At 49.1% G+C, this 18152-nt stretch carries 17 protein-coding genes and 2 tRNA genes; 4 read left to right on the top strand and 15 right to left on the bottom strand.

The genetic code is table 11. From position 1 onward, the window contains the following. Positions 1 to 51: 51 nt before the first annotated feature. The 10 genes from infB to rlmE all read right to left on the bottom strand — a co-directional run bounded on the left by infB (position 52) and on the right by rlmE (position 10673). Positions 52 to 2736: a translation initiation factor IF-2 gene (gene infB, locus LVQ77_RS11330; protein ID WP_134184799.1), complete on the bottom strand. Its 2685-nt coding sequence runs from the start codon at positions 2734 to 2736 to the stop codon at positions 52 to 54. 24 nt (positions 2737 to 2760) lie between these two features. Continuing rightward, a complete protein-coding gene (gene nusA, locus LVQ77_RS11325; RefSeq protein ID WP_064555429.1) occupies positions 2761 to 4248 on the bottom strand; it encodes a transcription termination factor NusA in 1488 nt (495 codons plus the stop codon). Positions 4249 to 4275: 27 nt separating this feature from the next. Beyond that, on the bottom strand, positions 4276 to 4728 hold the full coding sequence (gene rimP, locus LVQ77_RS11320) for a ribosome maturation factor RimP (protein WP_151992992.1): 453 nt from the start codon (positions 4726 to 4728) through the stop codon (positions 4276 to 4278). Positions 4729 to 4938: 210 nt separating this feature from the next. Beyond that, positions 4939 to 5015, bottom strand: a tRNA-Met gene (locus LVQ77_RS11315). A gap of 60 nt (positions 5016 to 5075) precedes the next feature. Continuing rightward, positions 5076 to 5162, bottom strand: a tRNA-Leu gene (locus LVQ77_RS11310). A gap of 45 nt (positions 5163 to 5207) precedes the next feature. After that, on the bottom strand, positions 5208 to 5537 hold the full coding sequence (gene secG, locus LVQ77_RS11305; RefSeq protein WP_034459692.1) for a preprotein translocase subunit SecG: 330 nt from the start codon (positions 5535 to 5537) through the stop codon (positions 5208 to 5210). Positions 5538 to 5771: 234 nt separating this feature from the next. Next, complete coding sequence (glmM, locus tag LVQ77_RS11300) at positions 5772 to 7109, bottom strand: phosphoglucosamine mutase (RefSeq protein WP_232904458.1); 1338 nt, start codon at positions 7107 to 7109, stop codon at positions 5772 to 5774. Continuing rightward, entirely contained in the window at positions 7102 to 7950 is an 849-nt protein-coding gene (gene folP, locus LVQ77_RS11295; protein ID WP_232904457.1) for a dihydropteroate synthase, read from the bottom strand. The genes glmM and folP overlap by 8 nt, the downstream gene beginning before the upstream one ends. Positions 7951 to 8049: 99 nt before the next feature. Further along, positions 8050 to 9987, bottom strand: a complete 1938-nt coding sequence (gene ftsH, locus LVQ77_RS11290; RefSeq protein ID WP_232864705.1) for an ATP-dependent zinc metalloprotease FtsH — start codon at positions 9985 to 9987, stop codon at positions 8050 to 8052. 56 nt (positions 9988 to 10043) lie between these two features. Beyond that, a complete protein-coding gene (rlmE, locus tag LVQ77_RS11285) occupies positions 10044 to 10673 on the bottom strand; it encodes a 23S rRNA (uridine(2552)-2'-O)-methyltransferase RlmE (RefSeq protein WP_064514064.1) in 630 nt (209 codons plus the stop codon). A 126-nt stretch (positions 10674 to 10799) separates the two neighbouring features. Between rlmE and yhbY the strand changes: the two genes are divergently transcribed. After that, on the top strand, positions 10800 to 11093 hold the full coding sequence (gene yhbY, locus LVQ77_RS11280) for a ribosome assembly RNA-binding protein YhbY (RefSeq protein ID WP_064514066.1): 294 nt from the start codon (positions 10800 to 10802) through the stop codon (positions 11091 to 11093). A 106-nt stretch (positions 11094 to 11199) separates the two neighbouring features. Here the strand turns inward: yhbY and greA are convergent, their stop codons facing one another. Continuing rightward, the gene (gene greA, locus LVQ77_RS11275) at positions 11200 to 11676 is read right to left on the bottom strand and encodes a transcription elongation factor GreA (protein WP_034459707.1); all 477 of its coding nucleotides are present in this window, start codon (positions 11674 to 11676) and stop codon (positions 11200 to 11202) included. 254 nt (positions 11677 to 11930) lie between these two features. Between greA and dacB the strand changes: the two genes are divergently transcribed. The 3 genes from dacB to pmrB are packed head-to-tail and all read left to right on the top strand — an operon-like array spanning position 11931 to position 15085. Then, complete coding sequence (gene dacB / locus LVQ77_RS11270) at positions 11931 to 13364, top strand: serine-type D-Ala-D-Ala carboxypeptidase (RefSeq protein ID WP_232904456.1); 1434 nt, start codon at positions 11931 to 11933, stop codon at positions 13362 to 13364. 3 nt (positions 13365 to 13367) lie between these two features. Continuing rightward, a complete protein-coding gene (gene pmrA, locus LVQ77_RS11265) occupies positions 13368 to 14030 on the top strand; it encodes a two-component system response regulator PmrA (protein WP_064514070.1) in 663 nt (220 codons plus the stop codon). Further along, the gene (gene pmrB, locus LVQ77_RS11260; protein ID WP_232864708.1) at positions 14027 to 15085 is read left to right on the top strand and encodes a two-component system sensor histidine kinase PmrB; all 1059 of its coding nucleotides are present in this window, start codon (positions 14027 to 14029) and stop codon (positions 15083 to 15085) included. Before pmrA ends, pmrB begins: the two co-directional genes overlap by 4 nt. Before the next feature lie 52 nt (positions 15086 to 15137). Here pmrB and cgtA read toward each other — a convergent pair whose 3' ends face one another. From cgtA to rplU, 4 genes are all read right to left on the bottom strand, one after another. Further along, a complete protein-coding gene (cgtA, locus tag LVQ77_RS11255; RefSeq protein ID WP_232864709.1) occupies positions 15138 to 16310 on the bottom strand; it encodes an Obg family GTPase CgtA in 1173 nt (390 codons plus the stop codon). Between the two features lie 16 nt (positions 16311 to 16326). Continuing rightward, positions 16327 to 17292 carry a DMT family transporter gene (locus tag LVQ77_RS11250; RefSeq protein WP_064514076.1) on the bottom strand — a complete coding sequence of 322 codons (966 nt, stop codon included), beginning with the start codon at positions 17290 to 17292 and terminating at the stop codon, positions 16327 to 16329. A 118-nt stretch (positions 17293 to 17410) separates the two neighbouring features. Further along, entirely contained in the window at positions 17411 to 17668 is a 258-nt protein-coding gene (gene rpmA / locus LVQ77_RS11245) for a 50S ribosomal protein L27 (RefSeq protein ID WP_024549632.1), read from the bottom strand. Between the two features lie 18 nt (positions 17669 to 17686). Next, entirely contained in the window at positions 17687 to 17998 is a 312-nt protein-coding gene (gene rplU / locus LVQ77_RS11240; RefSeq protein WP_034498836.1) for a 50S ribosomal protein L21, read from the bottom strand. Between the last annotated feature and the right edge of the window lie 154 nt (positions 17999 to 18152).

Here is an 18152-nt window from a genome sequence, read left to right as displayed (position 1 = left end):
ATCAGGGGGCGCTCGGCCCCCTAAAGATATTAGCTATGTACCCGGCTGATATCAGGCGATGGTACGTTGGATTTCGATGATTTCGAATACTTCGATCACATCACCAACACGCACATCGTTGTAGTTCTTCACGCCGATACCACATTCCATACCATTACGAACTTCGTTAGCGTCATCTTTGAAGCGGCGCAGGGATTCCAGCTCGCCTTCATAGATAACAACGTTGTCGCGCAGAACACGGATTGGGTTGTGACGTTTGACCACACCTTCGGTAACCATACAACCTGCGATTGCGCCAAATTTCGGTGATTTGAACACGTCGCGAACTTCGGCCAGGCCGAGGATCTGTTGTTTCAGTTCCGGAGACAGCATGCCGCTCATTGCTGCTTTAACTTCGTCAATCAAATGGTAGATGACGGAGTAGTAACGCAGATCCAGGCTTTCTGACTCGATAACGCGGCGTGCAGATGCATCAGCACGAACGTTGAAGCCAACCAGAATAGCGTTAGAAGCTGCAGCAAGCGTTGCGTCAGTCTCAGTGATACCACCAACACCGGAACCGATGATTTTAACTTTAACTTCATCAGTAGACAGTTTCAGCAGGGAATCGCTGATCGCTTCAACAGAACCCTGAACGTCCGCTTTCAGCACAACGTTAACTTCAGACACTTCGCCTTCGGTCATGTTGGCGAACATGTTTTCCAGTTTAGATTTCTGCTGGCGAGCCAGTTTAACTTCGCGGAATTTACCCTGACGATACAGAGCAACTTCACGAGCTTTTTTCTCGTCACGAACAACTGTTACTTCATCACCCGCTGCCGGAACACCAGACAGACCAAGGATTTCAACAGGAATAGACGGACCCGCTTCAGTAACTTCACGCCCCATTTCGTCACGCATTGCACGAACACGGCCATATTCGAAGCCACAAAGAACGATGTCGCCTTTGTTCAGCGAACCTTCACGAACCAGAACAGTTGCTACCGGGCCACGACCTTTATCCAGGAAGGATTCGATAACTACACCGCTCGCCATACCATCACGCATTGCTTTCAGTTCGAGAACTTCAGCTTGCAGCAGGATTGCGTTCAGAAGTTCGTCAATACCAGTACCTGCTTTAGCAGATACGTGGATGAACTGGCTTTCACCGCCCCACTCTTCTGGCATGATGCCGTACTGAGACAGTTCCTGCTTAACGCGGTCTGGATCAGCTTCTGGCTTATCGATTTTGTTCACGGCAACCACTACCGGCACCTGCGCCGCTTTCGCGTGCTGGATAGCTTCGATAGTTTGTGGCATCACGCCATCGTCTGCAGCAACAACCAGAACGACGATATCCGTTGCCTGAGCACCACGAGCACGCATAGACGTAAACGCTGCGTGGCCCGGGGTATCCAGGAAGGTAACCATACCGTTTTCAGTTTCTACGTGGTATGCACCGATGTGCTGGGTAATACCACCCGCTTCGCCAGACGCTACTTTAGTAGAACGAATGTAGTCGAGCAGGGAAGTTTTACCGTGGTCAACGTGACCCATGATGGTAACAACTGGAGCACGTGACTCAGCAACTGCGTCAGTGTCACGGTCACTCATCAGCGCTTCTTCCAGCTCGTTTTCACGACGCAGGATAACTTTGTGGCCCATCTCTTCGGCAACCAGCTGTGCGGTTTCCTGGTCGATGACCTGGTTAATGGTCGCCATAGCACCCAGTTTCATCATCGCTTTGATGACCTGAGAGCCTTTAACAGCCATTTTGTTAGCCAGTTCTGCAACAGTCACTGTTTCGCCGATAACGACGTCACGGTTAACTGCCTGCGCAGGCTTGTTGAAGCCTTGCTGCAGAGAACTTGGTTTACGCTTGCCTTTACCACCACGAACTGCAGCACGCGCTTCTTCACGGTCAGCTTTAGACTCGCCGTGTTTGCCGCCTTTCTTCTGGCGTGGTGCTTTAGTTGTCGCAGTACGAGCACGAGTACGGCCAGCTTCAACTTCGCGGTCGTTTTCGTCTTCAGCCTGGCGAGCGTGTTGAGAAGTGGTTACATGGTAATCAGATTTATCGTCTTCCACTTTCTCTTCTTCCGTCCATACACCTGCGTTAGCTTCAGCCATTTTACGGGCCTCTTCAGCTACACGACGGGCGTCTTCTTCTAATTTGCGACGGGCTTCTTCTTCAGCTTTGCGCTTAAGCTCTGCAGCTTCAGCTTCGCGACGGGCTTTATCTGCCTGGGCGCTTTTCGTCATATCGTCTTGTTGATTGCTCACTTTGTCTTTTTCCGCAGCTTCACGTTTCGCTTTATCAGCGGCTTCACGCTTAGCTTTATCTTCAGCTTCACGTTTAGCTTTTTCTTGCGCCTGACGATTGGCAGCTTCCTGCGCCTCACGTTGGGCTTGCTCTTCCGCTTCACGCTGCGCCTGTTCTTCCGCGGCAAGACGTTCTGTCTCTTGCGGATCACGTTTCACAAAGGTGCGCTTCTTGCGGACTTCGATTTGTACCGATTTACTTTTCCCACCGGTACCTGGAATGTTTAAAGTACTGCGCGTTTTGCGCTGTAATGTCAACTTATCTGGCGCAGAACCGTGTTCACGATTCAGGTGCGCCAGTAATGTCTGTTTTTCCTGGGCCGAGACAGAATCATCAGCAGCCTTAGGGATCCCTGCATCAGCAAATTGCTGTACCAGGCGGTCCACGGAGGTCTGAATCTCTGCGGCCAGCGCTTTTACGGTTACATCTGTCATGCTGTTCCTTCCTGCTACAGTTTATTACGCTTCGCCGCCAAACCAGCAGATATTGCGAGCAGCCATAATCAATTCCCCGGCTTTCTCGTTGGTTAAACCTTCAATATCTGACAGATCGTCGACACCTTGCTCAGCCAAATCTTCCAGCGAGCTCACACCGCGTGAAGCGAGTTTAAAGGCCAGGTTGCGATCCATACCTTCGAGGTTCAGCAGATCCTCTTGAGGTTTGTTATCGCCCAGGCTTTCTTCCTGCGCCAATGCCAGTGTGGTGAGGGCGTTTTTGGCGCGATCACGTAATGCTTCCACTGTATCTTCATCAAGGCCGTCAATTTCCAGCAACTCTTTCATCGGCACGTATGCCAACTCTTCGAGGGTGGAGAAGCCTTCTTCTACCAATACAGTGGCAAAATCCTCGTCGATCTCGAGGTATTTGGTAAAGGTATCAATGGCAGCATGTGCTTCAGCCTGATGCTTGGCTTGCAGGTCATCAACAGTCATAACGTTGAGTTCCCAGCCGCTCAGCTGTGCAGCCAGACGAACGTTTTGTCCGTTACGACCGATTGCTTGTGCCAGATTGCCTGCCTCTACCGCGATATCCATTGTATGTTTGTCTTCGTCAACAACAATGGAAGCCACGTCAGCCGGAGCCATAGCATTGATAACGAATTGTGCCGGGTTATCGTCCCATAGCACGATATCAATACGCTCACCGCCCAGTTCAGTAGAAACTGCCTGAACACGCGCACCGCGCATGCCAACACAAGCACCTACTGGGTCGATACGCTTGTCGTTGGTTTTCACGGCGATTTTCGCACGAGAACCAGGATCACGAGCAGCGGCTTTGATTTCAATAACTTCTTCGCCAATTTCCGGCACTTCAATGCGGAACAATTCGATCAGCATTTCTGGCTTGGAACGGCTAACAAACAGTTGAGCACCACGAGCTTCCGGACGCACAGCATAAAGCACACCGCGAATACGGTCACCTGGGCGGAAGTTTTCACGTGGCAGCATATCTTCGCGAAGAATTACAGCTTCAGCGTTGCTACCGAGATCAAGAGAGATGTTGTCACGGTTAACTTTCTTCACCACTCCGGTGATGATTTCACCTTCGTGCTCGCGGAACTGATCAACCACCATTGCACGTTCAGCTTCACGTACTTTTTGTACGATAACCTGTTTTGCAGTTTGAGTAGTGATACGGTCAAAGGTTACAGATTCAATCTGATCTTCAACATATCCGCCAACATTCAGCTCTGGATCTTCGAATTGAGCTGCATCAAGAGTGATTTCACGCGTAGGTTGAGTAACTTCTTCTACAATGACCCAACGGCGGAAAGTATCAAAGTCACCACTTTTACGATCGATGCTAACGCGCACATCAATCTCTTGTTCGTATTTTTTCTTGGTCGCTGTTGCCAGTGCACTTTCCAGCGCTTCGAAAATCTTCTCACGCGGCAGTGATTTTTCGTTGGAAACTGCTTCTACAACAGCCAAAATTTCTTTGTTCATCCTGGGTTTTCACCTCAATCCAAACTATTAAAAGTGGGGTACCAGGTTCGCTTTCTGGATGTTGCTCAGCGCGAACACTTCATCTTTGCCTTCCACCGTAACCGTGATCATCTCACCTTCTACGGCTTTAATAATACCCTGCCATTTACGACGGTTTTGCACGGCCATTCGCAATACAATGCTTACTTCTTCACCGGTAAAACGGACGTAATGCTCGGCGGTAAACATCGGGCGATCAAGGCCTGGTGAGGAAACTTCCAGGTTGTAAGCCACAGTGATTGGGTCTTCGACATCCATAACTGCACTTACCTGGTGACTGACATCAGCACAATCATCAACATTGATGCCATCTTCACTATCAATATAGATGCGCAGCGTGGATTGGCGACCTCGAACAAATTCGATTCCTACCAATTCATAGCCCAGCGCCTCGACCGGTGCTGAAATCATCTCTGTTAATTTTTGCTCTAATGTGGACAAGCCCACCCCCAAGAAATAAAAAAAGGGCATATAGCCCAGTTATTCTAAAGTCAGATAACAAAAAACCCCGATAAATCGAGGCTTTATATAACTGAACCCTGTACACCGCGAATGCGGCTCGGACAATATCCAGGAGAATTTTTTTCTAAATTCTTCGCGAGGCACCATCTGGTGTTCACAGTATATTTGAAAAAGAACTCTCAGGGAAAGTGGTTGCGGGGGCCAGATTTGAACTGACGACCTTCGGGTTATGAGCCCGACGAGCTACCAGGCTGCTCCACCCCGCGTCCGAAAACGTGGCAAATATTACGCCGATATTGCATAAAATGCAAGAAATGCAGATATTTTGGTACCGAGGACGGGACTTGAACCCGTAAGCCCAATCGGGCACTACCACCTCAAGGTAGCGTGTCTACCAATTCCACCACCTCGGCACTTTGAACACGGTAATCACTTCTTACCGTATTGAAGCTTACTACTTACTGCGGGATATCGCTGCTCGGCTTGGTAGGTGCCGCTGGCTGTGACTCAGTTTTTGTTGGCTGAGTTAAATTATCCCACACACTTCCTTTATCGGTTTTGTTGGTATTGAGGTTACCCAGTACCAGGCTGATGATAAAGAACAGCGTTGCTAACACAGCGGTCATGCGGGTCATGAAATTACCAGAACCACTTGAACCGAACAGCGTAGCGGAAGCGCCTGCTCCGAAGGAGGCTCCCATATCAGCGCCTTTACCTTGTTGCAGCATGATAAGACCTACAAGGCCCAGGGCTACAATAAGGAAAACAACTAAAAGAGCTTCGTACATATTATCAACCTGTTCCTTGCGGTATTACCGCATACCAAAGCTTCAAACCAGTCAAGCGGATACGTTTAAGTTTACCCACTGAAGCGGGTGAGAATACTAACCAAAGCCGGGGTCACGCGCAAGGGCAATTTATTCACATTTCACTGACTGGAGAAAAAAACAGCAATATATTTGGATTTGTTTATAAAAAAGGCGGCAAGTGCCGCCTTTTTACACAACCATAGCGATAATAAATTAAACCGCTTTTACAGCATCAGCGATGCGGTTGGCATACTCAATAACCAGCGCTTCATCTTCACCTTCTACCATCACACGGATTAAAGGCTCAGTTCCCGATTTACGCAGTAGCACACGACCACGGCTACCCAGTGCTTCTTCAACTTCAGCGGTCACTTTTTTCACGGTGTCGTGCTCAAGCGGATCGCCACTGCCCGCAGTAAAGCGTACGTTAACCAAAACCTGTGGGAATAATTTCATTCCGCTACACAAGTCATGAAGGCTCATATGGTTACGCACCATAGCGGTAAGTACTTGCAAACCTGCAACGATACCGTCACCAGTGGTAGTTTTGTCCAGCAAGATCACATGGCCTGAGTTTTCAGCACCAATTCTCCAGCCTTTTTCCTGCAGTTTTTCCAGCACATAGCGGTCACCCACTTTTGCACGAGCAAACGGAATACCCAGCTGTTTCAACGCCAGCTCCAGACCCATATTGCTCATCAGTGTACCGACGGCACCGCCGCGCAGCTGGCCCTGACGAAGCCCTTCGCGAGCAATGATGTAAAGGATCTGGTCGCCATCAACTTTATGGCCCAGGTTGTCGACCATGATGACACGGTCGCCATCACCATCCAGTGCAATACCAATGTCAGCTTTCTCAGCCAGCACGCGCTCTTGCAGCATACGCACGTCAGTGGCACCACATTTTTCGTTGATGTTGACGCCGTTCGGTTCACAACCCACGGTAATGACCGTAGCACCCAGCTCACGCAGCACATTTGGCGCGATGTGATAAGTCGCTCCATTGGCGCAATCGACAACAATTTTGAGGCTGCTGAGACTTAACTCATTTGGGAATGTGCCTTTGCAGAATTCGATATAGCGACCAGCCGCATCAACAATACGGCTGGCTTTGCCCAGTTCCGCAGAATCAACACAGGTGATCTCTTTTTCCATTTCCGCTTCAATGGCTTCTTCAACTTCATCCGGCAGTTTTGTGCCGTCGATTGAGAAGAATTTGATCCCGTTATCATAGAACGGGTTATGCGATGCAGAGATAACGATCCCTGCTTCAGCACGGAATGCACGGGTCAGATAAGCAACGGCAGGCGTTGGCATCGGGCCGGTGAATGAAGCAGACAAACCCGCAGCAGCGAGGCCCGCCTCGAGAGCAGATTCCAGCATGTATCCAGAGATACGAGTATCTTTGCCGATAATAATTTTACGCGAGCCGTGGCGTGCTAAGACTTTACCCGCAGCCCAGCCAAGCTTCAGCACAAAGTCAGGGGTAATTGGGGAATCGCCTACACGACCGCGGATGCCATCTGTGCCAAAATATTTACGGTTACTCATAGCGTTTTTTTTCCTTCGCTGAAAGTGTGGCTTCCACCACGCGCATCGCTTCGACTGACTCTTTTACATCGTGAACTCGAATGATGTTAGCCCCTTGCATCGCAGAAATTACTGCACACGCAATACTGCCACTCAGGCGTTGATCCGGCCCGACATTAAGCAGTTGGCCAACCATTGATTTACGCGACATCCCCACCAATAGCGGTAAGCCAAAGTGATGGAATTCGGAAAGTCGGGCTAAAAGTTGATAATTGTGGGTCAGATTTTTACCGAAACCGAAGCCGGGGTCGAGCAACAATTTTTCTTTTGCGATGCCCGCCGCTTCACAGCGTGCTATTTGGTCGATAAAAAAGCGATTCACATCTGCAAAAACATCATCGTAACGTGGAGCCTGCTGCATATTCTTAGGTTCGCCCTGCATGTGCATCAGGCAAACGGGCAAACCACTTTCAGCGGCTGCTTCAAGCGCGCCAGGTTCCTGCAACGAGCGAATATCGTTGATGATATGCGCCCCAACCCGTGCCGCTTCGCGAATCACTTCAGGTTTGGATGTATCGACTGAAATCCAGATCTCAAAGCGCTGTGCAATTGCTTCCACGACCGGAATCACACGCGACAGCTCCTCATCTACACTCACGTCAGCCGCCCCTGGGCGCGTCGACTCACCACCAATATCAATAATCGTCGCACCAGCGTTAATCATCGCGTTAGCGTGTTTTAAGGCTTCCACTAACGAATTGTGCTTTCCACCATCGGAAAAAGAGTCTGGCGTGACGTTCAAAATACCCATGATATGAGGATGAGAAAGATCGAGCGTAGTGCCCTGAGCGGTGAGTTTCATCAAAATTCCCTGCATAGACTTTGGTTAAGACAAAAACAAAAACCCCGGGACAAGCCCAGGGTTTTATAGATTACTGCAGTAACATCCGGCAGAGACGACTTATTTATCGCCCAACTGCTCTGACATAGTATTACCAGGATTTGGCGTACGCGGTTCGTCGACCGGACGCGGTGCTCGTGGTGTACCATTGTTATCAGAATTGTTGTTGCCGTTATTTGATTCTTCCCAGCCCGCTGGCGGACGCACATCACGACGATTCATCAGATCATCAATCTGTGGCGCATCGATGGTTTCATACTTCATCAGTGCGTCTTTCATGGTGTGAAGAATATCCATATTTTCATTCAGGAGCTGACGAGCACGAGCGTAATTACGCTCAATCAACAGCTTCACTTCCTGATCGATGATACGTGCAGTTTCATCGGACATATGTTTTGCTTTCGCCACGGAGCGGCCCAGGAACACTTCACCGTCCTCTTCCGCATATAGCAACGGACCGAGTTTCTCAGAGAAGCCCCATTGGGTGACCATGTTACGAGCGATAGATGTTGCTACTTTGATGTCGTTAGACGCACCGGTAGAAACATGCTCAGCACCGTAAATAATTTCTTCAGCAAGACGACCACCGTACAGCGTAGAAATCTGGCTTTCCAGTTTCTGACGGCTGGCACTGATTGCATCACCTTCTGGCAGGAAGAACGTCACACCCAGCGCACGACCGCGCGGAATGATAGTTACTTTATGCACAGGATCATGCTCTGGAACCAGGCGACCAATAATTGCGTGACCCGCTTCGTGGTATGCGGTGGATTCTTTTTGCGCTTCAGTCATCACCATGGAGCGACGTTCCGCACCCATCATAATTTTGTCTTTCGCTTTTTCGAATTCAACCATGGAAACCACACGCTTGTTGCCACGGGCAGCAAACAGAGCAGCTTCGTTCACCAGGTTTGCAAGATCTGCACCGGAGAAGCCTGGAGTACCACGTGCAATGATTGCTGGATCGACATCTGGAGCCAGTGGCACACGGCGGCTATGCACCTTCAGGATTTGCTCACGACCACGCACGTCTGGCAGGCCAACAACAACCTGACGGTCAAAACGGCCTGGACGCAGCAACGCTGGGTCAAGTACGTCTGGACGGTTAGTCGCAGCGATAACGATGATACCTTCGTTACCTTCGAATCCATCCATTTCAACCAGCATCTGGTTCAGTGTCTGTTCACGCTCATCGTGACCACCACCAAGACCCGCGCCACGCTGACGGCCTACGGCGTCGATTTCATCGATGAAGATGATGCATGGTGCCGCTTTCTTAGCTTGTTCAAACATGTCACGAACACGAGATGCACCCACGCCCACGAACATTTCAACAAAGTCAGAACCGGAAATGGTAAAGAATGGTACTTTCGCTTCGCCTGCAATGGCTTTCGCCAGCAAGGTTTTACCGGTACCCGGAGGGCCAACCATCAGCACACCTTTCGGGATTTTACCGCCCAGTTTCTGGAAACGGCTTGGCTCACGAAGGTACTCAACCAGCTCAGCAACCTCTTCTTTTGCTTCGTCACAACCAGCAACGTCAGCAAAAGTGGTCTTAATTTGGTCTTCGGTGAGCATACGCGCCTTGCTCTTACCGAACGACATGGCACCTTTGCCTCCGCCGCCCTGCATTTGACGCATAAAGAAGATCCAGACCCCTATCAGCAATAGCATTGGGAACCAGGAGATGAAAATAGAAGCCAGCAGGCTTGGCTCTTCAGGCGGTTCGCCTACTACTTTCACATTTTTGGTCAGCAGATTATCAAGCAGCTTAGGATCGTTAACGGGGATGTAAGTCGTGTATCGGTTACTATCTTTCTTGGTAACTTTGATTTCACGTCCATTGATACTCGCTTCGCGAACCTGGTCTTGATTTACTTCAGACAGGAAAGTGGAGTAATCCACCCTACGGCCGTTTGACTCGCTGGGCCCAAAGCTCTGGAACACAGACATCAGCACAACCGCGATGACCAGCCAGAGTATTAGGTTTTTCGCCATGTCACTCAAGGGATTAACCTCATATTACAACTGTGTTAACAAACAGCGTCAGGGGACTATACTTTTCGCCCAGTCGCTACAATGTACACTTCACGTGAGCGGGCACGAGAAGAGTCCGGTTTACGAACTTTAACTGTCGTAAACAGGGAGCGAATTTCCCGCAGATACTCATCGAAACCTTCGCCCTGAAACACTTTCACTAAAAAACTACCACCCGGTGCAAGAACATCACGACACATTTCCAGTGCCAGCTCTACTAAATACATAGACCGAGGAATATCAACTGCCGGTGTCCCGCTCATATTTGGAGCCATATCTGACATGACAACCTGAACTTTACTGTCACCAACACGATCCAACAGAGCTTTCACGACTAATTCATCACGAAAGTCACCCTGAAGGAAATCAACACCAACGATAGGATCCATTGGTAAAAGATCGCAAGCAATGATTCGCCCCTGATTCCCGATTTGAGTCACCACATACTGTGACCAGCCTCCGGGAGCAGCGCCAAGATCAACAATAGTCATTCCTGGCTTAAAAAGTTTGTCACTTTGCTGTATTTCATCAAGTTTAAACCAGGCACGGGAACGTAACCCTTTTTTCTGCGCCTGAATTACATATTTATCGCTAAAGTGTTCCTGCAGCCAGCGACTAGAGCTGGCAGAACGCTTTTTACCTGTCATCTCAAATTCCAACTTTGTTCATCGTGAATAGCAGGCTGTAAGAGTTATCAGCACAGCCGATTGGCGATACGGGAGATATGGCGGTAGAATGAACCGTTTTCAATCCCAACGTAAGCAAAAAATACGATGAATCTGAGTACTAAACAAAAACAGCACCTGAAAGGTCTTGCTCATCCGCTCAAGCCAGTAGTTATGCTTGGCAATAACGGTTTGACCGAAGGGGTACTGGCCGAGATTGAACAAGCGCTTGAACATCATGAGTTAATCAAGGTGAAAATCGCAACGGAAGATCGCGAAACTAAAACCTTGATCGTGGATGCCATCGTGCGTGAAACCGGCGCCTGTAATGTACAGGTTATCGGTAAAACGCTGGTGCTCTATCGCGCGTCTAAAGAGCGCAAAATTTCTCTGCCAAAATAAGCAGAGAGTGTGCAAAATGCCACGCTCTGTTAGTTGATAAAAGGCCGCGGTGCGGCCTTTTTCCTTTCTTTACAATACGCCACGCTATAAAAAAGCGTAGCAGATATTATAAATATTCCACTTTTAGTATCTCGAACTCAACATCACCGCCCGGCGTGCGGATAACAACAACATCCTCCTGCTCTTTGCCCACAAGGCCACGAGCAATCGGTGAGTTCACTGAAATAAGATTCTGTTTAAAATCAGCTTCATCATCACCAACAATGCGATAAGTCTGCTCTTCGTCGTTATCCAGATTCAAAACCGTAACGCTCGCGCCAAAAATGACACGGCCATTGTTTGGCATTTTGGTGATATCGATAATCTGAGCGTTGGACAGCTTCGCTTCGATATCCTGGATACGGCCTTCACAAAAACCCTGTTGCTCACGTGCGGCATGGTACTCAGCGTTTTCTTTCAGATCGCCATGTTCGCGAGCATCAGCAATCGCGGCAATAATTTGTGGGCGACGCACAGACTTCAGGAAATCCAGCTCTTCACGTAATCTTTCTGCGCCACGTAGGGTCATCGGAATAGGTTGCATTGTTATACCTCTTCAAAACTTTCCTGTTCAGAATTACCAAACGGCATTCCTGAATCCAGAGCCTGGTTTGCTTTAAATAAGCCAAACCCCTGGCACTAAGCAAAATAAAACTGACCCGGAGCAAAGCACCAGGTCAGGAACGGTTTCCAAATTGACCTGTATTTTACCCTGGAGTTCACTAAGGGTCATCGTTTACTTTGCACTGCGATGCACCGTAGTATGACGATACGTTTCCAGGTTGTTACCGCGAGATTATGCGATTTTTTAGATTTGTCATTGGATTGACCAGCGCTGTGGTGTTTACCGTCCAGGCCGCCAACGTTGAAGACTATACTTCCCAGCTCCCCGCTGGCGCGAACCTGGCTTTGATGGTGCAAAAAATTGGTGCGCCGGCCCCATTGATTGACTATCACAGTCAACAGATGGCGCTGCCCGCAAGTACCCAAAAAGTCATCACGGCTCTGGCAGCATTATTACAATTGGGCCCAGATTTCAGGTTTAACACCACGCTTGAAAGTAATGCACAAGTCAGTAACGGTGTATTACAAGGTGACCTTATTGCCCGATTTGGTGGCGATCCTACGCTAAAACGTCAGGATATTCGCAATATGGTCGCTGTCCTGAAAAAATCAGGCGTACAGCAAATTCAGGGTAATGTACTGATCGACACATCCATATTCGCCAGTCATGACAAAGCGCCTGGCTGGCCGTGGAATGATATGACTCAGTGTTTTAGCGCCCCGCCTGCTGCTGCAATTGTCGACCGAAACTGTTTTTCTGTTTCGCTCTATAGTGCCCCAAAAGCTGATGATTTAGCCTTCATCCGCATCGCTTCCTACTATCCTGTGGTTATGTTCAGCCAGGTTAGAACTCTCGCCAAAGGCTCACCAGATGCACAATATTGTGAACTGGATGTGGTGCCAGGCGACCTGAATCGCTTTACGCTTACCGGCTGCATGACACAACGTGCAGACCCCCTCCCGCTAGCCTTCGCAATACAGGATGGAGCCAGTTACGCAGGCGCGATTTTGAAAGCCGAACTGAAAGAGGCCGGGATAAGCTACAGCGGGACCTTATTGCGTCAGACGCAATCCAATACCCCAGGAACGGTAATTGCCAGCAAGCAATCTGCACCACTGCACGATTTGCTAAAGGTAATGCTGAAGAAATCAGACAACATGATCGCCGATACTGTTTTTCGAACCATCGGCCATAACCGTTTTGGCGTCCCAGGGACCTGGCGTTCAGGTGCTGACGCAGTACGACAAATCCTGCGACAAAAAGCGGGTGTCGATTTAGGTAATAGTATCGTGGTAGATGGTTCGGGGTTGTCTCGACATAATCTGATTTCACCCGCCACCATGATGCAGGTGTTGCAATACATCGCCCAGAATGACACTGAGCTTAACTTTATCTCAATGTTACCGTTGGCCGGTTATGACGGCTCGCTGCAGTATCGTGCAGGCCTACATCAGGCGGGTGTTGACGGCAAAGTTTCGGCTAAGACAGGCTCACTGCAAGGTGTATATAACCTTGCAGGATTTATCACCACTGCCAGCGGCCAGCGCATGGCCTTTGTGCAATATTTGTCAGGCTATGCTGTTGAGCCTGCCGATCAACGTAACCGTCGTATCCCATTAGTGCGCTTTGAAAGTCGTCTCTATAAGGATATCTACCAGAATAATTGAGTTATGAAACTGCTGATTGTTGAAGACGATTTACTGTTACGGGAAGGCTTGGTGCTGGCATTAAACAACGAGGGTTATGCTCTCGATTGTGCAACGACAGCCGCCGAAGCGGATGCACTGATAGAAAGTGGCGAATATGGCATGATCATCCTCGATCTTGGCCTACCAGACAAAGATGGTGCCACCCTTTTGAGGCAATGGCGACGCCGTAGTATCAGTACACCAGTGTTGATATTAACAGCACGTGACGCTCTTGAAGATCGAGTTAACGGTCTGGACTCTGGTGCCGATGATTATCTGGTCAAACCCTTTGCTCTAGCTGAATTACAAGCTCGTACGCGGGCATTGATTCGCCGTTATCAAGGACATAGCGATAACCTTCTTCAGCATGATGATCTGACACTCAACCTGCAGACTCAGCAAGTACTTCTACAAGACCTGGCCGTTGAAATCACGCCAAAAGAGTTCGCGTTACTCACACGATTGATGATGCGAATCGGGCAGACGGTGCACCGTGAAACATTACAACAAGATATCTACAGTTGGCAGGATGACCCTGGCTCAAATACGTTAGAAGTGCATATCCACAATCTTCGACGCAAGCTAGGCAAAGACAGAATAAAAACCGTGCGTGGTGTTGGCTATCGACTGGAGAGCCGAACATGAACAGCATGCGCCAGCGTTTGATGATTCTTCTCGCTCTTATTCTTTTGTTTTTCCAGCTAATTAGTGTCATTTGGTTATGGCATGAAAGTCGTGAGCAAATCAGTTTCCTGGTCAGTGAAACGCTGTCTGCCAAGGCACGAAATCAGCATGTAGAGAAGGAGATCCGCGAAGCTATTGCTTCATTGCTGGTTCCTTCTCTGGTGATGATTGGTTTCACATTGTTCTTCTCTTTCTGGGCGATCACCTGGATTACCCGTCCATTGAATCGACTGCGCACCAGCCTTGCTAATCGTTCCGCTGATAATCTTACCCCTCTGCCAATGTATTCAGACATGGAAGAGATGGTTGCCGTCACCAATTCACTGAATCAATTGCTGGCAAGGCTTGACCATACTATTCAGCAAGAACGCTTATTTACTGCCGATGCTGCCCACGAGCTTCGTACGCCATTGGCTGGCATTCGACTGCACCTTGAGTTGATGGCAAACTCAGGCGTTCAGCAAGCTCCTATGCTGTTGGAGCGAATAGATCAGCTGATGCATACCATAGAGCAGTTGCTAATGCTCTCGCGTGCAGGGCAAGCTCTGGCGAGTGGGCATTACGATACGCTGAACTGGCAACGCGACATTATTTCGCCGCTCAAAATGGAAATGGAAGAAATGGTCGCCTCGCGTGAACAATCGATCATCTGGCCAAAGGAAAGTGAAAACATCGTTCAGGGGGATGCCGTACTACTGCGTCTGATGCTGCGTAACCTGCTGGAAAACGCATCCCGTTATAGCCCGGTCAAAAGTAACATTACGGTGTCATTAACTGCTGAGGGTAATGGCGCAACACTTGCGGTGTCCGATCAAGGGCCAGGTATAGACGAAGAACATCGCCAGACGATTACCGATCCTTTCCGCCGTATGGATCAACGTTATGGCGGCAGTGGCTTAGGTTTGAATATTGTTCAGCGTATCGTTCAGCTACATCACGGGAAATTAGCGTTAGAGAGTGGCCCTAAAGAGATTGGTCTTCAGGCGAGCTGCTGGATCCCTGCGCAAAGCCAGTGACTCCCAAATAAAAAAAGGCCGGAAAATTTCCGGCCCCTTCAAAGATAACGTCTTATTTCTGGTAGATGATCTCGACACCTTCGTCGTCATCTTCATCCCAATCGTCATCCCAGTCATCATCTTCTTCTGCTTCTACTGCATCGAGTTGCTGCTGATGATAATCATCCCACATAAACTCGACTTTCTCAGGAGCAACAGGCTGAAGCTCAGTGATTTTCGGGTTAGCAATGATGAAGTCCATTACATCCCAGCACAGCGCGTTAACGCCTTCGCGGTTAACTGCAGAGATCAGGTAGTATTTCTCTTCCCAGCCCATTGCGGTCGCAATTTCTTTTGCACGCGCTTCGGCGTCTTCTTTGCTCATCAAATCGCATTTGTTGAAGACCAACCAGCGTGGCTTCTCAGCAAGTTTCTCGCTGTATTTTTCCAACTCACCAATGATGACTCGGCCATTTTCAACCGGATCTGATTCGTCAATTGGTGCGATATCGATGAGGTGCAATAACACGCGGCAACGCTCAAGGTGTTTCAGGAAGCGGATGCCGAGGCCTGCGCCATCAGCGGCACCTTCGATAAGCCCTGGAATATCGGCAACCACAAAGCTCTTCTCGTTATCCATACGGACAACGCCAAGGCTTGGGATCAGGGTAGTAAACGGATAATCCGCTACTTTTGGTTTTGCCGCAGAGACAGAACGAATAAAGGTAGATTTACCCGCATTTGGCAAACCAAGCATACCCACGTCTGCCAGCAGCAGCAGCTCAAGTTGGATATCACGCTTCTCACCTGGGGTACCCATGGTTTTCTGGCGTGGTGTACGGTTTACAGATGACTTGAAACGGGTATTACCCAAACCGTGCCAGCCGCCTTTAGCAACCATCAGCTTCTGACCATGCAGGGTCATGTCACCCATAGTCTCGCCAGTGCCTTGATCGATAACACGCGTCCCTACAGGGACTTTAACGGTAATGTCTTTACCACGTTTACCGGTACAGTCACGGCTCTGGCCATTTTGACCACGTTCAGCGCGGAAAGATTTCTCAAAGCGATAGTCGATAAGGGTGTTGAGGTTTTCGTCAGCCTCAAGCCACACATCACCGCCATCACCGCCATCACCACCGTCCGGGCCACCTCTGGGAATATATTTTTCACGACGGAAGCTAACGCAGCCGTTACCGCCATCACCTGCTACGACCAGGATCGTTGCTTCATCAACAAACTTCATTTCACTTCTCCGTAAATCATTCGCCCGAACGTTGTACTGGAAGAACAGCTTCGGTTTTGCGCCAGCGTCCCCAAAGACGGTGACCAATGGCTGAATACATCGCACCTGCAACCACGATAAACGCGCCGCAATAACCCACAAGGTTAAGTAACGGCATGGCGAAGAAATCGGGCCAGGCTAACGCTAATAAATCTGAAAATAGCAAAGTAAACAGAGGAGTTAGCGTAATAATGGCGCTAACCTGTGCCGCCTGCCACCGTGCCATGGCTTCTGCCAGTGCCCCATACCCAACCAGTGTATTCAGGCCACAGAAAACTAAACACGCCAGTTGCCAATTACTGAGTTGGAAGATTTTATCCAACTGAGCCAATGGGAAAAGCGCAAGAGTACATAAAGTGTACAGCAAAAAGAGGATCTGTTGCGAGGCCAGGCGGCGTAATAATACCTTCTGCGCCACACCATAGGTGACCCACACTGTCGCCGCCAGAACACCGAAAATCACCCCAAGGGTGTAATCTGTCAGGCGGGTAAAAATTTCTATCAGGCTGGTATTAAAAAACATCACCAACCCGCAAAGAAGCATTGTGGCCCCGATGACCTGCGTACCGCGCATTTTTTCTTTCAGCACAACAACGCTTGCCACCATCATTCCCACTGGGGAAAGCTGGCCAATAACCTGTGATGCCGTCGGGCTTAAATACTGTAGTGATGAACTAAACAGCAAAAAGTTACCGAACAAGCCACCCGTTGCAATCGCGAGTAAGCCCAACCAACGTGGCTTTCTGAACAACGCCAACGGAGGCAATTTTCCGCGTATAGCAAGAATGCTACCCAAACCCAGGCTTGCCATCAGGAAGCGATAAAAAACAACTGTTGGCGGTTCCATTACCGTCAGCACCTGTTTCATCGCTATTGGCAATGCACCCCAGCAAATTGCTGTTGTAAGCGCCAGGAGAATGCCAATCCCTGCCTGCTGTTTCATGATCTAATCCTGCAACCCGAAATCTGAAGAAAATACTTCATTGATTTACCGGTCGCAGAATGTAAAAAGCCCCGCAACGTGTTGCGGGGCTTCTATCCGTTACCGGGACGCGAAAAACTTATTCAGCAACGATGCTGATGAACTTACGGTTTTTCGGACCTTTAACTTCGAACTTAACTTTACCGTCAGTCAAAGCGAACAGAGTATGATCTTTGCCGCAACCTACGTTAGTACCAGCGTGGAATTTAGTACCACGTTGACGAACGATAATGCTGCCTGCCAGAACTGCTTCTCCGCCGAAACGTTTTACGCCCAGACGTTTAGCTTCGGAATCGCGACCGTTACGAGTAGAGCCGCCAGCCTTTTTATGTGCCATTTAATATGCTCCCCTGTATTAAGCGCTGATGCCGGTGATTTTCACATCAGTGAACCACTGACGATGACCCTGCTGCTTACGGTAGTGTTTACGACGACGAAACTTAACAATCTTAATTTTCTCGCCACGACCATGAGCAACAATTTCAGCTTTAACTACGCCGCCATCGACGAAAGGAACGCCGATTTTGATTTCTTCACCATTAGCGATCATCAGAACTTCTGCGAACTCAACTGCTTCGCCAGTTGCGATGTCCAGCTTTTCCAGGCGAATGGTTTGACCTTCGCTTACTCGGTGTTGTTTACCACCACTTTGGAAAACCGCGTACATATAAAACTCCGCTTTCCGCACGCACCCTACGTATGTTTCAGGTGGCGCTATAAATATTCACAATAGGGCGCGAATATTACGCAAAACGAGAGCCTTTGACAAGCCCTGTCATTAAACAGAGTAGAAAAAAAACGCAACATCACACCAGCCGTTT

It is taken from the genome of Buttiauxella cochleicola (genome assembly GCF_021282435.1).
GTDB classification, from domain to species: Bacteria; Pseudomonadota; Gammaproteobacteria; order Enterobacterales; family Enterobacteriaceae; genus Buttiauxella; species Buttiauxella massiliensis.
Note: the sequence above shows the minus strand (reverse complement) of the source record. Positions and strands in the feature narration are given on the sequence as shown.

Coding starts and splice junctions, on each gene's coding strand:
- infB (WP_134184799.1), bottom strand. CDS start 2,736: ATGACAGATGTAACCGTAAAAGCGCTGGCCGCAGAGATTCAGACCTCC.
- nusA (WP_064555429.1), bottom strand. CDS start 4,248: ATGAACAAAGAAATTTTGGCTGTTGTAGAAGCAGTTTCCAACGAAAAA.
- secG (WP_034459692.1), bottom strand. CDS start 5,537: ATGTACGAAGCTCTTTTAGTTGTTTTCCTTATTGTAGCCCTGGGCCTT.
- glmM (WP_232904458.1), bottom strand. CDS start 7,109: ATGAGTAACCGTAAATATTTTGGCACAGATGGCATCCGCGGTCGTGTA.
- folP (WP_232904457.1), bottom strand. CDS start 7,950: ATGAAACTCACCGCTCAGGGCACTACGCTCGATCTTTCTCATCCTCAT.
- ftsH (WP_232864705.1), bottom strand. CDS start 9,987: ATGGCGAAAAACCTAATACTCTGGCTGGTCATCGCGGTTGTGCTGATG.
- rlmE (WP_064514064.1), bottom strand. CDS start 10,673: ATGACAGGTAAAAAGCGTTCTGCCAGCTCTAGTCGCTGGCTGCAGGAA.
- yhbY (WP_064514066.1), top strand. CDS start 10,800: ATGAATCTGAGTACTAAACAAAAACAGCACCTGAAAGGTCTTGCTCAT.
- greA (WP_034459707.1), bottom strand. CDS start 11,676: ATGCAACCTATTCCGATGACCCTACGTGGCGCAGAAAGATTACGTGAA.
- dacB (WP_232904456.1), top strand. CDS start 11,931: ATGCGATTTTTTAGATTTGTCATTGGATTGACCAGCGCTGTGGTGTTT.
- pmrA (WP_064514070.1), top strand. CDS start 13,368: ATGAAACTGCTGATTGTTGAAGACGATTTACTGTTACGGGAAGGCTTG.
- pmrB (WP_232864708.1), top strand. CDS start 14,027: ATGAACAGCATGCGCCAGCGTTTGATGATTCTTCTCGCTCTTATTCTT.
- cgtA (WP_232864709.1), bottom strand. CDS start 16,310: ATGAAGTTTGTTGATGAAGCAACGATCCTGGTCGTAGCAGGTGATGGC.
- LVQ77_RS11250 (WP_064514076.1), bottom strand. CDS start 17,292: ATGAAACAGCAGGCAGGGATTGGCATTCTCCTGGCGCTTACAACAGCA.
- rpmA (WP_024549632.1), bottom strand. CDS start 17,668: ATGGCACATAAAAAGGCTGGCGGCTCTACTCGTAACGGTCGCGATTCC.
- rplU (WP_034498836.1), bottom strand. CDS start 17,998: ATGTACGCGGTTTTCCAAAGTGGTGGTAAACAACACCGAGTAAGCGAA.